Source organism: Cryobacterium adonitolivorans (assembly GCF_004402695.1).
Lineage (GTDB): Bacteria > Actinomycetota > Actinomycetes > Actinomycetales > Microbacteriaceae > Cryobacterium > Cryobacterium adonitolivorans.
Genome location: NZ_SOFL01000044.1, coordinates 38,498 through 54,430, shown reverse-complemented (window position 1 = coordinate 54,430; position 15,933 = coordinate 38,498). Strand labels below are relative to the sequence as shown.

Below are 15,933 nucleotides of genomic sequence, written 5' to 3'. Positions count from 1 at the left end.
CTGATCCGTTGCGCCGCACCCGTCCTGGAGCTCACGATGCCCCTGCCCTCTGCCCGCATGCGCCACCGTCGTCCACTGTTCACCCGCGGGTTTCTCGCCCCGACCCGGCGTCACATGCGTGTTCTCGCCGGTGCGGTGGCCAGCCTGCTCGTAGCCGTCGGGCTCACGGTCGGAGTGTTCCTGAGCCCGGCCGTTGCCGACGAGTTCATCACCCTGACCGCGACCGAGGCCACCACGGTTCTGCACGGGGAGCAGGTCACCATCTCGCTGGAGGCGCAGGCCTCCAGCGCCACCGACCACTTCAACCTGGCCTTCCGCTACGAGCTTCCCGCTGGCGTGAGCTACGCCCCCGGCAGCTCCGCCACGAACGGGTCAACCGTCGACCCCACCGTCATCACGATCACCGACACACCGGCCGGCCCGGGTGTGCCCGCCGTGACGCACCAGGTGCTCGTGTGGTCGAACGTCGCCGACCTCCCCGCCGGAGTGGCCGCACCCCTGTCGTTCGCCGTCGTTCCCGACCCGGTTCGCTACCCGGTGGGCTCGACCATCCCGGGCGCGGCAGCGGTGTACGCCCAGTCCAACCCGCGCTTGCTCGTGAAGTTCACCGCCACCACCGGCGCGGCGAGCAACTTCACCGCCTCGGCCACGGCGACCCCCACCGCGACGAAGGTGGCGGCAATCGAGGTCACGAAGACCGAGCCGAGTCCCGAGCACGAGCTCATGCGCGGTGTGCAGCACCAAGCCACCGTGTACACGATCGCCACCCGCAACACGACCATCGCGCCCACCGACAACGTCGTTCTCGTGGACTACCTGCCCGCGGGGCTCGAATTCCTCGGCTGCGGCGCCACCGACAACAGCGCCCAGGCCACCGAGGAGTACCCTTCTTCCGGGCGCCTCGACCAGACCGCTGCCGTACCCGCTGACTGCGTCGTAGCGGAGTCAGTGGAGACCGTCACTGACCGCCCGGACTTTATCGGGCAGGTCTTCACCAAGGTCACCTGGAACCTCGGCACCCTCGCTGCGGGCGCCACCGTCACCGTCAACTATGCCGCGGGAATCCCGCTGCTCGCCAACGAGAGGTGGGCGGCCGGCACGGCGCCGGATTCCAGCTCTGGCCTGCAGGGTGCAAACCTGGACAACAACACCGGAGCGTCAACCCGTCAGGAAGACGCCGCGAACGCGGGCCAGGCGCTCACGAACACCGCGACGGCCTCCGGACGCTACTCCGGCCTCGTCGCAACGGAGGCCGACCGCGCAACGACCTCGAGCGACAGCGTCACGGTGCGGGCCATGGACCTCTCCATAGTCAAGACCGGCACCTCGGGCTTCGGGGCCGGCAAAGTGGCGACATTCAGCCTGCTGCTCCGCGCTGGTGAGTACACCGATGACAGCGCCATGACCATCGTCGACGTGATCCCCAACGGCCTCTGCCCGATGCTGCCGGCGAGCGTTGTCTTCACCCGGAGCGCAGGCTGCGCCGACGGTGTCGTCACCGGCGCCACCGTCGACAGCGCTGTCGCCAACGCCGACGGCACCTTCACCGTGACGATGACGCCGGCTCCGACGGCTCTCGCCCACGACACGAGCCTGACCATCAGCTACGACGCCTACATGGGCGCCAACTACGAGGGCACGACCTCAACCGGAACCGGAACCGGTGTGCCCACCGCGGCCGGCGACGGCTTCCTGAACGTAGTCAGCATCACCGGCACCACCGCGGGGCGCACGCCCGGCGAGGGCGCCAAGGCCGTCACGGATGACTCAGAGGCCGGCCTCGACTCGAGCGGCCCGGTCATCAACAAGAAGGTCCTCCCGCGCCCGACCGGCGGGACCGCCGTGGACTGCGAGGCCAGTGCAGGAAACTACACCGACTCCGACACGCCCACCTATCAACTCGGCGACACCGTGTGCTTCGAGCTGACCGTTGCATTCTCCACGTCGAGCAAGACCCGCAACGCGCAGATCACCGACTTCGTTCCCGTTGGCACCACGTTCGCCGGCTTCGACGACGACGGCGGCGTCACCGTCACGCCGGTTGCGGGCACCCAGGCCGCGACCCCCACCGACGCGAACGCGTTCCCGGCCGCGTGGGCGCTCGGCGATGTCGGGTCCGGCGGCGATCGTTTCGTTCCCCAGGGCGCTGTGCTCACCCTCTATGTCAGCGCCACGGTCACGGGCCAGTCCACGGGCACCGAGGTGGACATCACCGCCAACCTCATGAAGTATCGCCAGAATTCCACCGACGGAACCGTGCTCGCCCTGCGCGACCAGGTGGACTTCGGCATCGCGCCGGCACCGGTGCTCACCCTCGACAAGGCCGTTGCCCTCGTCAACGGGGTGGCCCCGGCCGCACCGAACGACAGCGTCCTGGTGCGGGAAGGCAACCTGGTCACCTTCTCGGTCGACATCGCCAACAAGCCCTTCGCCGCGACGAACAACAACAACGTGCCGGTAGCGGATATCGCGGTATGGGATGCCCTGCCCGCCGACTACACGTGCACCGGCTGGACGGTCGCGTCGATCAGCAACTCCGGCACCTGCGTGAACCCGGGAGACCCCGGATACCCGGCCACCCTCGGATCGGATCCGCGCAGCGTCATCGTGTGGACCGTGCCCGGCCCCCTCGCGGCCGGCGCCTCGACCGGCGTGAGTTACAGCATCACAGTGCCGCAGAACGTGAGCGTCACCTCGAAATTCACCAACACGGCATCCGTTGTGGCGTTCACCTCGCCGAACACCAGCGGGGGCGACACCACGTTCTTCCCGAAGGGCTCCCTCGACCCGAGCCACAATGTCGATGGCACGGCCCCGCCGGCCAACGACACCGCCGAGGTGCACCTGCCCGACACCCTCGTCGCCAAAACCGGCGTCACCAACATCGTCGCGAGCAACAACGACCTGAACTCCCAGGTCGTCGCCGGTGAAACGGTCGACTACACCTTCAGCGTCACCGTACCCGCCGGCTCAACGGTCTTCGACGGAGTGCTGTCCGACCCGATGGTCGCCGGCCTCACCAAGCCGGCCACGGGAGCGACATATTCGCCGGTGACCGCTGGCTTCAGCCTCGACAGCGCCACAGGCGCCCTGACGTTCCCGAGCACCTACGACAATGTCTCCGCACTCGACCAGACCTTCACCGTGACCGTGCCGGGCGTGCTCGTGGGCGTCGGGCTTTCCTCCGGGACTCTCACCAACACCGCCAGGTTCGCCAGCAACGCGACCCCGGCGGGCACCGCGGTTGCCCCGCGCACCGCGACGAAGACCGTCACCGTCGTCGCCCCGGCGCCCACGCTGGCCAAATCGGTCGACAAGCCCACCGCGCGAGGTGGCGAGCTCGTCACGTTCACCCTGACCGCGGGCAACGCCGCGGGCCGACCGGCGGCCTTCGACTCCGTCATCACCGACTGCCTGCCCGGCGGCCTGCTCTTCACGCCGGGCACCGGGTTTCTCACCTCGCCCGCCGGAACGGTGACCGCGTCCGCGGCCGGAACCGGCGCGAACGGCTGCGCCAGCGGCACCACGAAACTCACCTGGACCCTGCCGGCCAGCGGGGCGCTGCTGAACCCGGCTGTCACGACCGTCACCTTCGGGGCCGTCGTCGACCCGGATTCTGCTGGATTGGTGAAGTACATCAACACCGCGTTCGTGACCGGGTCAACCCTCGACAACGACCCCGGCCAGAACGTGACGCCGGTCAACGATTCGGCGACCGAACTCGTCGTGGCGGCAACGTCCTCCGCCACCGTCACTGTCGAAGGGGCCGTCACCGTGAAGACGGTGCAGCCGGCCTCCGCCACCATCGGCGGCACGGTCGACTACACGGTCTCCGTGGCTTTGCCGCTGAACGTGCAGTTCTACGACGCCGCCATCATCGACACCCTGCCGGCGGGTATCCGCCCGGGCAGCGCCACCGTCACCTGCCTCACCGCCCAGGGCGTCTCCTGCGCCGGCGACCTGCCCGGTAACGGAGCACAGCTCACCGCTTCAGGCCAAAAGATCGGTTGGGTGCTCGGCGACGTGCTCGCCTCCTCCGAGAACCGCACCATCACGGTGACGTTCTCCGCTACCGTGCTCGCCGGCACGGCGGGTGACATCCTCAAAAACAGCGCGTTCCTCGGCTGGAACCGCGCCAACGGAGCCAACCCGACAGCCGCCGACGCCACGTTCGACGAGACAGCAGCCTCACCGACCGCCGACGTGACCGTTCTCGAACCCAGGCTGACCATCGGTAAGGCCGCGTCCGACACCACGCCGGAACCCGGCCAGGTGATCACCTACACCGTCACCACCCGCAATGGCAGCACCGCCACCACGAGCGACGCCTTCGATGTGAGTGTCGTCGACACCATCCCCAGCGGTATCGACCTTGCCAGCATCGCGAACATCAGCGGAGGTGGCGTGCTCTCTGGCAACACCATCACCTGGACGGTTGCGACCATTGCCAAGGGCGGCAGCGACGTGCAGACCTTCCAGGCCAGGCTCGCCGCCTCGTCGACGCTCGGCACCGGTGCCATCGTGAACCGGGTTAGCGTTCCCACCTATCGCTCGCTGCCCACGGCCGCGACCGACGAACGCGAATACACGGCGAATCCGCCGACCGCCACCGCACCCGTTACCCCCGCCTTCCCGAACGTCACCGTGGCCAAGGCCGCTGCCAACGGCTCGACGGGGTACCTCAACACCGACTTCGGCTGGATGCTCACCCTGCGAAACACGGGTACCGGTACCGCCAAGACGGTGACCCCGACCGACGTACTCCCGCGCAACTGGGTCTACACCGCCGGAACCGGCACCGTGAAGATCGGGGCCGCGGCCGCCGTCACCCTCGCCGACCCGGTGCTGAGCACGGCAGGAGGCGTGCAGACCCTGGTCTGGGCGCCGTTGACCGCCGTCGCCCCGGGGACGGTCATCGTCATCCGGTTCTCGGCGCAGCCCACCACGGCCGCGGCGACCACTCCCGGCAGCGGGGCGGGCGTGCAGCACCGCAACACGCTCACCGCCACGGCAACGGATGCGACGGACGCGTCAGGCCGTTCCGGCCCCACGTCCTACGCACCCGGCACCGCGACCGCTGACGCCTTCATTCAGTCCGCCGACGTACGCATCGCCAAGGCTGCCGGCGACCCGCTCCTGGCCGGCACGACAACGCCGAGGGCCTGGACGCTCACCGTGCGCAACGCCGGACCGGACACCGCGGTGGGTAGCCTGGGCGGGCGCAACTTCGTTGTGACAGACCTGCCCGCCCAGCCACTGCCCGCCGGCATCACGGTCACCGCGGCATCTGGAACCGGGTGGACCTGCACCGCTCCGAACGTGACCACCGGTGCGTTCGACTGTGAACGCAGCAACGCCAACGAGACGCTCGCGAACGGCGTGGCCTGGCCGGCCATCGTCGTGGCCGTCGCCGTGGCCTCCACCGTCGCCGACGCAACCACCGTCACCAACTCGGCCGGCGTCGCCGCCCGAACCTACGACCCCACACCCGCCAACAACACCAGCGAGGCGACGATCGCCGTCACCACGAGCGCCGACCTGGCCGTCACCAAGACGGCACAGGGCACGTTCGCAGCTGGCCAGCAGGCCAGCTGGCACCTCGATGTCGTCAACCTCGGCCCGTCGAACTCCGCGGGCCCGATCACCGTCACCGACACGCTGCCCGGCAACATCTCCAACGTGGTCGTCACCGGCGCCGACGCCACCTGTGCCGTGACGGGAGGCACGGTCACCTGCACGCTCAACGGTGCCCTGGCCCTCAACGCCACCACCCGCATCGTGGTCACCGCCCTGGTCGACTCCGGTTTCACCGGCAGCCTCACCAACACGGCCACGGTGTCGGGCACCACCACCGACCCGGTGCCGGTAAACAACGACTCCGAAACCGCCACGCCGGTCGACACGACCACGAGCCTCGGCATCAACAAGTCGCTCGTGGAGCCGACGCTGGTTCCCGGAACCACAGCAACCTACCGATTCGTGGTGACCAATACCGGCTTCGCGGATGCCCGCACCGTCGCCATCGAAGACGTCCTGCCGAACGACCTCACCTACGCCGGCCCCGGCGCAGCGGGCCCCGGCACCTGGGCTTGCTCGGAGACGAGCCCGGCACCCGCCACGATCGGCTGCGCCCTGACGGGAACACTGGTCGCCGGCGGCACCGAAACGGTCGACGTCCTGGTGAACGTACCGAGTTCGCTCACCGGTAACGTGCGCAACAGCGCCACCGTCTCCTCGGCGAACACCGTGCCCGCCACCGGCACGACCGACACCGCCCTCACCGGCGAGTCCGACCTCGGCATCACGAAGTCGCACCCCACCGGCGAGGTCCTGGCCGGAACGAACGTCGACTACGCGCTCACCGTGACCAACTTCGGCCCCTCCGACGCCCCCTTCGGCAGTGTCGTCGTCGACCACGTGCCCGTGGGCCTCGTACCGGTCTCGGCAACGGGAAGCGGCTGGAACTGCGCCGCCCCCGTGGGCCAGGACGTCACCTGCACGAGCGCCGGCATCCTTGACGCCGGAGCGACCGCAGACCCCATCACCGTGCTCGTGTCGATCCCGGCGGGTGTCGGCGCGGCGACATTCACGAACGTCGCCACGGTCGTCGGTGTGCTCCCCGAGCCCGCCGACAACCGCAACCCCAACCGGGCCGAAGACCCGACCGTGGTCACCACCCTCGCCGAGGTCACCATCGTAAAGGCGATCGCCCCCATCGCCACGGAGGTCGTGGCCGGTACGAGCATCAGCTACACGCTCACCGTGACGAAAACCGGCCCGTCGAACGCCGAGGGGCTCACCGTCGCCGACCTGCTGCCCGCCGGCTTCACCGCGGTCGCGATCTCCGGTGACGGCTGGACCTGCACAATGGCCACGGTGAGCTGCGCGCGAGCGACGCTCGGGGACACAGCATCCGTGATCACGGTCACTGCCGCCGTGTCCTCGGCCATCCTCGACACAACGGTGGCCACCAACACGGCCACCGTCGGATGGACCGACAGCCGCCCCACCCCGCACTCCGACTCGGACACCGTTCCGGTCACCGTCGTGGCCCTCGTTGACCTGGAACTGACCAAGTCCACACCGAGCGCCAACGTGATGGCCGGCAGTGACATCGTCTTCGACCTGGTGCTGGTCAACGACGGGCCATCTGACGCCGTCGGCGCCATCACACTCGTGGACACCCTGCCCGCGGGCATCCGTTGGCAGGCGAATACCCCCGACTGGTCCTGCCTCGCCGACGCGGTGCCAGACACCGATCCCCAGCCCGTGACCTGCACCCTGGGTGACGGTTCCGTCGGGCTCGGGGCGGGCGGAACCGCCACGGCACTCACGATCACCACGAGTTCCGACCCCGCGTTGGGCGTGGTCACCCTCACCAACACCGCGACCGTCTCCACTCCGAGTACCGAGACAACGCTGGCCAACAACACCGGCGAGGCCACGGTCACGCTTGGCCAGAGCGCCGAACTGGGCATTCTCAAGTCGCACGCCGGCGCCGGCCGCATCGGCACGAACACCGCCTTTCGACTGGTTGTCACCAACGACGGACCCTCCACGGCGTCCGGAATCACCGTGCTGGATACGCTTCCCCGCGGCCTCGGCTTCGTGGATGCCGCCGGCAGCGACCCGCTGTGGAGCTGTGTCGCGGCGGCGACCGACCCGGCCGCCGGCACGACGCCGGTGACCTGCTCCCTGGCCACGGACCTCGGCCCGCGACAGATCGCACCCGAACTCGTCGTGAACGCATCGGTGGGGGCGCTCGCCTACCCGTCGGTCGAGAATGTCGCGGCGGTTTCCGCCGTGACACCCGATCCCGAAGCCGACAACAACACGGCGTCAGACGCGCTCGTGGTCGACCCGCTCGTGAGCCTCGGGCTCACGAAGACTCACGTCGGTGACGCCCGGGCGGGCCAGCAATTGGACTACCTGATCACGGTCACGAACTCCGGGCCCACGGAGAACCCCGGCACCTTCACCATCGTCGACGTGCTTCCTGACTCGGTCACCTACGTGGGCAGCACCGGGAAGAACGTGAATTGCCTCCTGGCCAGGCAGACCGTGACCTGCGTGTTCGCCGGGCCCCTCGCGGTCGGTGAAAGCCGCACAGTGACGCTCACGGTGAAACTGCACCAGAGCGCACCCCCGCAGGTAGCGGGCACGGTTACTGCTGAGAGTCCCTCCGTGGATACGGCTCAGACGCCGATCACCGCTTCGGACACAGCCAAAGTGCGGGCCGCGCAGACGATCTTCGGGTTGGCGCAAACGGGCGTCGACGCCCTCATGTTGTTCATCGGGGTCACGATAGCCATACTGGCGCTGATCCTGGGAGCAGGACTGCTGTGGCGTGACCGCCACAGGCGCGTCCTGCGGAACGTTCGCTAGTACCAGCGCATGTCGAGCGAAAGCGGCACCGGTTCACGCCGGTGCCGCTTTCGTGTATTCCGTTGCAGTCTGCGCGGATGCTCCCGGGCGTGAAAAAGCCCCGGTGCCGCTCACGCTTTGGGGGAAAGGGAGCTGGCACCGGGGCCAATCGTTGGAGTGGGGGAACTCCACGTGTAACCGTACGCCTCTTGGGCTGCATGTGGGCTGCACGCCACCTCGGAGTTTTCTATGTGCCGGCCGTGGACGCCGCGCGCTCCGGCGGTGTTCTCGGTCGGGTGGCCCTAGAGGCCCGTGCCGGCGAGCGAGCCGGTGACCTTGTTGGGGCCCATGGCGAGGCAGAGGATCTCGCGGTCGCCACTGTCCCAGCTGCCCTCGCTGGGGGAGAGGTAGTTGAAATCCAGGGTGGATTCCTCGTAGGACTTGCCGATAAAGGTGGTGAACTCGATGACACAGCGTTCCTCAGCGATCTGGGCGAGGGCCTCGTCGCCGGGGAAGGCTCCGTCCTCGCTCACATTGAAGGCGAAGTAGGCCTCGTAGTCATGCGCATCCGCACACGGAGTGGCCTGGACGCTGTCTACCTCGTCGGCATCCTGGTCGTTGAAGCAGTCGCCGACGGCCAGCGAGAAGACGTCGGCCTCCCCGGCCTCGCTGATCTCCTGAGTTTCGGCATCGCGTGCGGCCTCCTTGGGGAACAGGTCGCTTATAGCGCCGCAGCCGGAGAGGGTCAGCGCTCCAACCGAGAACGCGGCGACGATCAAACCGGTGCGCAGGCCTGCGGTGGTGCGGGACATTGGTGGTGCCTTTCGACGGATGCTGGGGTCCAGAGCGCAAGACGGTGTGCGCCCCAAACAACGAGTCAGAGGATGGACACCAGGTGCTCGAACCCCAAAATTGGCACTGGTGGCAACTCCATCTTGGCCGACGCTGAAACACAAGCGCAAGCTGTTCCCGCGCGGACGCTGCGCTGACCCTGCGTTCTCGCACGAAACGCCGACAGTCTGCCCAGCATGGCCCGTAAATCCCGGCCGGACCCGGGCGCATCGAGAGTGGCAATTCTGTCGCCGACCGCTGCTAGTGTGTGCTCTCAGAACAGGCGGGGCGGCGGCTGACCATTCGGCCAATCTCCATCCCCGCCGGTGACGAAGGGAATCCCAATGAAGGCATCCGCAGAACTCGGTAGCAATCTGCAGTCGGTCCTGGTCGACCTGATCGAACTGCACGTCCAGGGCAAGCAAGCGCACTGGAGCGTCGTGGGAAAGAACTTCCGCGATCTTCACCTGCAGCTCGACGAGATCATCGATGACGCCCGAATCTTCACCGATGAGCTGGCCGAGCGGATGCGCGCGCTCGACGCCCTGCCCGACGGTCGCACGGAGACGGTTACCAAGACCACGCACCTGCCCAGGTTCCCCGCGGGCGAGGTGGACACCACCGAAACCGTGGGCCTGGTCACGGCCTTGCTGACCGCAACCGTCGACAACATCCGCGAAATTCACGAGGCTGTCGATGAAGAAGACCCGGCCAGCGCCGATATCTTGAACGGCTTTATTGTGAAGCTCGAGCAGTACATCTGGATGGTCAGCGCGGAGGGCCGGAAGCCCAGGAAGCCCACGACGAAGGACTCGACCCGTCCGGTCGGCAAGGCGTAGCTCGCTTCCGGCGGCCGGATTCTGCTGAGAATCCGGCCTCCGCCGTGACGAATGGTCGCCGGGATGCGTCTAAGAACAAAGGAGCACTTCGTATATCGAGTCCCCGCCAGACACGAACGGCACGACAGGACACGCTCTAAAGAACCAGAGGATGGATTCCGTGACCCAGGTAATCGAGACAATCGACGTAGACGTTCCCGTGCGGACGGCGTATAACCAGTGGACCCAGTTCGAATCCTTCCCGCACTTTCTCGACTTCGTCGAGAGCATCACGCAGCAGGACGACACCCACACCCATTGGAAGGTGAAGATCGGCGGAGCCGAACGTGAGTTCGATGCTGAAATCACCGAGCAGCACCCCGATGAGCGCGTCGCCTGGAAGAGCATTTCCGGAGACGAGAAGCACGCCGGCGTGGTCACGTTTCACCGGCTGAGCGACACGTCGTCCCGTGTCACCGTGCAGCTGGACTGGGAGGCCGAAGGCTTCCTCGAGAAGGTCGGTGCCATGTTCGGCATCGACGACCACGTGATTCGCAAGGACCTCAAGCAGTTCAAGACCTTCGTGGAGAACCCGGCCAACCAGTCCGGCGGCTGGCGCGGAGACGTCACCATCTAATCTGCCCGGCGAGCTGCGCCGTCGTCGACCCTCTGGCCGCGATTCCGTCGCCAGACTATGCTCCGTCCAAGGGGCGTAGCAGCGCGCTAGATTCCGTCTCGAGCAGTGCAACGGATGGGCCGACCGGTGACCGAACTGCAGCACACGACGGGCATTGCCCGGCATGGACGACTGAAGAGGTCCCACGCCGCGACGGGGTTGCTGCGAGTAGTGGCTCTGGGCCTGGCCGTGATCCTCGTGGGCGGCGCGGCCATTGCTGCCTTCGCCCTCTGGCAGTTCAGCCGCACCGTGGCCGCCAACTCGATCGACATCGACATCGACGACGCTGATGTCGCCCCGCCCCCGGGGATAGGCAGCTACGAGAGCGGCTTCAACATTCTCATCGTCGGCGTCGACAACGACTCGGCCCAGGGCGCGGCGTATGGCGTGCGGGAGACCACCCTCAATGATGTGAACATCCTCGTCCACGTGTCGGCCGACCACGCCAACGCGGTGGTCGTGAGCATCCCCCGGGACCTCGTCGTGGCGCACCCCGAGTGCACCGACGCCACCACCGGCGAGGTGTACAGGGAACTGGGTGCCGCCCCGGTGAATGAGGCGATGGGCCGCGGCGGCCTGCCCTGCGTGGTCACCACCGTTGAAGAACTCACCGGTCTGGACATCCCTTACGCGGGGCTGGCCTCATTCGCCGGTGTCGTTCGGCTCAGCGATGCGGTCGGCGGCGTGCCGGTCTGCCTGTCCGAACCCGTCGACGACCCGAAGGCCGGCCTCTCCCTGCCCGCCGGCACCAGCATCGTGTCCGGCGCTACCGCCCTGGCTTTCCTGCGCAGCCGTCACGGCGTCGGTGACGGCAGCGACCTAGCGCGCATCTCGTCGCAGCAGCTTTACCTGGCTTCGCTCATGCGCACGGTACGGGGCGATGGCACCTTCACCGACCTGCCCAGGCTGTACGCCCTGGCCAACGCCGCGGCCAGCAGCATCAGCCTTTCCACGAGCCTCGCCCACACCGACACCATGGTGTCGATGGCGCTGGCGCTGGCGGACATCGACCTGGACAGGCTGGTCTTCGTGCAGTATCCGGGCACCACTGAGGATCCGGACTTCCCGGGCAAGGTCGTTCCGCTGCAGGGCCTCGCCGACACGATGTTTGCCAAGATCGCCGCCGACGAGCCGTTTTCCCTCACTGCCGCCCCGCCCACCGACGAACCGCTCGTCGCCGGACCGCCGGCCGAGAGCCCCGAGGGGCCCGTCAAAACGGATGCCGCGGCGCCGCCCGCGACACCAACACCGACCCCGGAGGCGTTGGATGGCCTCACCGGGCGCACGGCCGACGACGAGACCTGCGCCCAGGTGGCCAACGACTGAGCTGTGGCGCCGCCGAGTTGCCCACCTGCGGACGAGGTGCCCCGCTGCGCCGGGGCAACTCGTCCGCAGCGGAGCAAGTCGCCGGATGCGGAGGAGGCGCCGTCGCTCGGCTACTCGGCCTTCGCCCAGGCCTCGCGCAGGCAGGCGAGCACGCCGGCGTCGAGGTCGTCTCCGGAGTGCAACTCGAGGTGGTGCATAAAGTGGTTGAGGGTGGGCTCCACCACCTCCTTCCACCTCGAGGAGGTGTCGAATCTGTCCAGGTCGACCGTGAGTACGAGCGGGGACACGCTTCCGGAGAGGTACTGGCCCGGCAGCCAGGTCCAGGCGAAGGAACGCTGCCGGCGGAACGCGATCTGGCTCGTCGTCACACGCACATCGGCATACCCGATGGACATTACTGCCGCAGAGACGGCGTCGAAGAGCGTCCGCGCGAGCGGATCGCGTCCCGCGAAGTATTGCTCGAGTGGAATGGTCTTCGCCAATGCGGTCATGTGCTGCAGGGTAGCCCCGTCTGCCCGGTCGCGCCCGAACCCGTTGGTTGAGCGAAACCTGCTGAGTGGCTCGGCCCACCCGCAGGACAGCCCAGAGGGGAGTAGTTTGGCCGCGGTAAGGCACGGGGCCCGGCGCATCCGGGCGCAGCGGGTGCGCATCCACTAGCTGAGGAATGACCCGCCATGTTGCGAAAACTGGGCGTGAGCGTCGCCCGCCACCGCCTGATCGCTCTGGTGTGCTGGGCTGTGGCGCTCGCCGCGTGTGTGGCCACGGCCCTCCTCGGGGGCACCGGGGAGAGTCTCTTCCAGCGGCTGTCCAGCGCGGGCCCGTCGGTAAAGGGCGAGGCGCAAACCGCCACCGACCTGATCGAGGGACCCGCCGACCAGCAGACCGAATTTCTCTCGCTGCTCGTGCACCCCACCGACCTCGGCTCGCCCGACCTCGCCGCGATCCTCGACACCGCCGCCCTGCGGCTCGAACACGTCGACGGGGTCAGCCGCGTGGTCAACCCGCTCGTCATCCCGCCGTCGCCCGCCGAAAGCCCCAGCCCGGTGGCGGCGCCGCTGCTCTCCGCCGATGGCGAGGGGATGCTCTTCACCGTGGCCATGGAGACTACCGACGGAACCGTCAGCGACTCGCTGCTCACCTATGTGGAACGCCGCCTCCAGACGGCCGCAGAGGAGATCGGCCAACTCGACCCGAACGCGCAGGTGGAGGTGGGCGGAGCGCCCGTGATCGTGGAGTCTCTCGTCGCTGTTGCCGAGTCCGACCTGCAGAAGGGCGAACTGATTGCTTTGCCGATCGCGCTGCTGGTGATGCTGATCATCTTCGGCGGCTTCCTCGCGGCCGGCATTCCGCTGGTCGGCGCTATCGCGTCGATCATTGGGGCGCTTGGGATGCTCTACGTCTTCACCTTCGTGATGGACATCGGCATCACCGTGATGAACGTGATCACCGTGATCGGGCTCGGCCTGTCCATCGACTACGGCCTGCTGATGGTCAGCCGGTTCCGGGAGGAGTTCCGGGCGCGGGTGGGCGGCGGGCCCGACGCCCCGCCGGGCCCGCACGGGGAGCCGTTCGCAGACCTGCCGCCGCTCGAAACGGGAGAGCTGGCCACCCTGCCGCACCACCGGCACAGCCGTCGCGAACTGATGCTCCAGGCCGTGGGTAGCACCGTCAACAAGGCCGGGCGCACCGTGCTGTTCTCCGGGCTGACGTTCGCGATCGCCACCGCTGGGCTGCTTGTGTTCGAACCGTCGATCATCCGGGCCATCGCCATCGGCGCGATCTGCGTGGTGCTCATCGCCATCCTCACCGCGCTGGTCCTGGTGCCGGCGCTGCTCGGCTACCTCGGCGAACGGCTGGTACGGCCCGGCGTTCTCACCCGCATCCCGGGAGTCGGCCGGTGGCTCACCCGCTTTGGCGACATTGCGCCAGAGGAAGGCGTCTTCTCCAAGCTGGCCCGGCTCGTACAGCGCGCGCCGGCGCTCGTCGCGCTCGGTGGCACCGCGGTGCTGCTGTTGCTGAGCAGCCCGGTGCTGTCGATGACGGTGGCCAACAGCGCCGACGACGCCATTCCCCGATCCTCCAGCCAGTACGACTTCATCACCGCCCTGAACGAGGAGTTCCCGCTGGCCACCGCGCCCCGGGTGCTGCTGGTGTCGAACACCGACCTGTCCGGCTCGACCGATTGGGCGAACGACGTCGCCGACCTGCCCGGGGTGACGGATGTGGCGCCGCCGGTCGAGCAGAACGGCTACTGGGTGTCCAGGGTCACCGTCGACACCCACCAGGGCGCCGACGTCGTGCGGGAGATCCGCGCCGACCCGCCGGCCTTCCACAGCTGGGTCGCCGGCGCCGACGCGCAGGCCGTCGACTACCTCGACTCGCTGGCCAGGGGAGCCCCCTGGGCGGTGCTGATCATTGCCATCGCCACGTTCGTGCTGCTGTTCCTGATGACCGGATCGGTGATCATCCCGCTCACCGCCCTAGTGATCAGCGCGATCTCCCTGGGCGCGGCCGCCGGCGTCCTGGTCTGGGGGTTCCAGGAGGGCAACCTGTCTGGCCCGCTGAACTTCGATCCCGACACCATTTCCGGCGTCGACGCCCTCGTACTCACCCTGGTGCTCACCTTCGGCTTCGGCCTGGCAATGGACTACGAGATGTTCCTGCTCGCCCGGATCAAGGAGCACCACGATCGCGGCGAGAGCACCCGCAAGGCCATCGAGACCGGCCTGCAGAGCTCGGGCCGCATCATCACCTCGGCCGCGCTGATCATCGTGCTGGTGTTCGCGGGCTTCGCCACCGGTGAGCTGATGCAGATGAAACAGATCGGCACCGCTTTGGCCGTGGCCGTGCTGCTGGATGCGACGCTGGTGCGGATCGTGCTCGTGCCCGCGGTGATGACCTCCCTCGAGCGCGTCCTCTGGTGGGCCCCACGCTGGAGCGCCCCCATCCACACCCGCTTCGGCCTGAGCGAATAGCCGCCTGTCCTCTGAGCCGCAGCTGATGCAGAATCGGACATTTGCGCCCGGTACGCCGGACGCAAATGTCCGCACGGGTAACACTTGCCCCGGGACTGCCGCCTGCGGTCAGCCGCCTGCGTTCGCTTGCCCGCGGTCAGGCGCCGGCGGCCAGGATGCTGACGCCGGCGTCGCGCAGTTCGGCAAGAGTCGGATCGTCGGCGGTGGTGTCGGTGATGATACCGGCGATCTCTGCGTACGGCAGCACCCTGTATGGCGAGGCCACCCCGATCTTCTCGGCGCTCGCCAGAACGAAGGTGTCGGCCGCCCGGCCCGCCAGCGCTCGCTTCATCGCGGCCTCCTCCACGTCGCCCGTGGTGAGCCCGGCGGTGGGATGCACGCCAGTGACGCCGAGCAGGAAGAGGTCGGCCGTGATCGCCTGGGCGGCCTCGACCGCGGCGGCGCCGCAGGTCACGGCGGAGTGTTTGAACAGTCGGCCGCCCAGCAGGAAGACCTCGACTCCCTCATGCGGCACCAGCGCGGCGGCGATTGTGGGGCTGTGGGTGATGATCGTGCAGGTCAGGGTCGGCGGCAGCGCGTGCACCACCGCGAGGGTGGTCGTGCCGCCGTCGAGGATGACGGTGCTGCCCGGCACGATCAGCCGGGCGGCGCGGGCGGCGACCCGGTCCTTGCTGTCGGGCTCCACGAGCGTGCGTTCCGCATACTGCGCCAGCGCGGGCGACACCGGCAGGGCGCCGCCGTAGACCCGCTGGCACCGGCCCGCAGCCGCGAGCTCGCGCAGGTCGCGGCGCACACTGTCGTCGGAGAGCCCCAGTTCCGCGGCGATTTCCTTGGCCACGACCTTGCCGTCCCTGGCGAGGCGTTCGAGCAGGAGAGCCTGACGTTCCGCAGCGAGCATTTCCACATTCCTTCCGACTTGTGCATGTTTGTGCACGTTGTACTA

Annotated in this window: 8 protein-coding genes; 5 read left to right on the top strand and 3 right to left on the bottom strand. The window is 68.1% G+C overall.

The genetic code is table 11. The features are described 5' to 3' along the window. The first annotated feature begins 36 nt into the window (after positions 1–36). The gene (locus tag E3O42_RS13520; RefSeq protein ID WP_134454442.1) at positions 37–8,385 is read left to right on the top strand and encodes a DUF11 domain-containing protein; all 8,349 of its coding nucleotides are present in this window, start codon (positions 37–39) and stop codon (positions 8,383–8,385) included. Between the two features lie 281 nt (positions 8,386–8,666). Here E3O42_RS13520 and E3O42_RS13515 read toward each other — a convergent pair whose 3' ends face one another. Further along, positions 8,667–9,176, bottom strand: coding sequence for a septum formation family protein (locus tag E3O42_RS13515; RefSeq protein WP_134454441.1), 510 nt, complete (start codon positions 9,174–9,176; stop codon positions 8,667–8,669). 363 nt (positions 9,177–9,539) lie between these two features. On the opposite strand from E3O42_RS13515, the gene E3O42_RS13510 reads away from it, so the two are divergent. The 3 genes from E3O42_RS13510 (at position 9,540) to E3O42_RS13500 (ending at position 12,015) form a co-directional block, all read left to right on the top strand. Beyond that, a complete protein-coding gene (locus tag E3O42_RS13510; protein ID WP_134454440.1) occupies positions 9,540–10,034 on the top strand; it encodes a Dps family protein in 495 nt (164 codons plus the stop codon). Positions 10,035–10,194: 160 nt separating this feature from the next. Continuing rightward, positions 10,195–10,650: an SRPBCC family protein gene (locus E3O42_RS13505; RefSeq protein ID WP_134454439.1), complete on the top strand. Its 456-nt coding sequence runs from the start codon at positions 10,195–10,197 to the stop codon at positions 10,648–10,650. Positions 10,651–10,776: 126 nt separating this feature from the next. Next, entirely contained in the window at positions 10,777–12,015 is a 1,239-nt protein-coding gene (locus E3O42_RS13500; protein WP_241984830.1) for an LCP family protein, read from the top strand. A gap of 110 nt (positions 12,016–12,125) precedes the next feature. Here the strand turns inward: E3O42_RS13500 and E3O42_RS13495 are convergent, their stop codons facing one another. Next, the gene (locus E3O42_RS13495; RefSeq protein WP_134454437.1) at positions 12,126–12,506 is read right to left on the bottom strand and encodes a DUF5655 domain-containing protein; all 381 of its coding nucleotides are present in this window, start codon (positions 12,504–12,506) and stop codon (positions 12,126–12,128) included. A gap of 183 nt (positions 12,507–12,689) precedes the next feature. Between E3O42_RS13495 and E3O42_RS13490 the strand changes: the two genes are divergently transcribed. After that, positions 12,690–14,990 carry an MMPL family transporter gene (locus E3O42_RS13490; RefSeq protein WP_134454436.1) on the top strand — a complete coding sequence of 767 codons (2,301 nt, stop codon included), beginning with the start codon at positions 12,690–12,692 and terminating at the stop codon, positions 14,988–14,990. A gap of 136 nt (positions 14,991–15,126) precedes the next feature. On the opposite strand, the gene E3O42_RS13485 is transcribed toward E3O42_RS13490, so the two are convergent. Next, positions 15,127–15,888 carry a DeoR/GlpR family DNA-binding transcription regulator gene (locus E3O42_RS13485; protein ID WP_134454435.1) on the bottom strand — a complete coding sequence of 254 codons (762 nt, stop codon included), beginning with the start codon at positions 15,886–15,888 and terminating at the stop codon, positions 15,127–15,129. Between the last annotated feature and the right edge of the window lie 45 nt (positions 15,889–15,933).

Excerpts from the sequence above, each read along its gene's own strand:
- E3O42_RS13520 (WP_134454442.1), top strand. The coding sequence starts at position 37 with ATGCCCCTGCCCTCTGCCCGCATGCGCCACCGTCGTCCACTGTTCACC.
- E3O42_RS13515 (WP_134454441.1), bottom strand. The coding sequence starts at position 9,176 with ATGTCCCGCACCACCGCAGGCCTGCGCACCGGTTTGATCGTCGCCGCG.
- E3O42_RS13510 (WP_134454440.1), top strand. The coding sequence starts at position 9,540 with ATGAAGGCATCCGCAGAACTCGGTAGCAATCTGCAGTCGGTCCTGGTC.
- E3O42_RS13495 (WP_134454437.1), bottom strand. The coding sequence starts at position 12,506 with ATGACCGCATTGGCGAAGACCATTCCACTCGAGCAATACTTCGCGGGA.
- E3O42_RS13490 (WP_134454436.1), top strand. The coding sequence starts at position 12,690 with ATGTTGCGAAAACTGGGCGTGAGCGTCGCCCGCCACCGCCTGATCGCT.
- E3O42_RS13485 (WP_134454435.1), bottom strand. The coding sequence starts at position 15,888 with ATGCTCGCTGCGGAACGTCAGGCTCTCCTGCTCGAACGCCTCGCCAGG.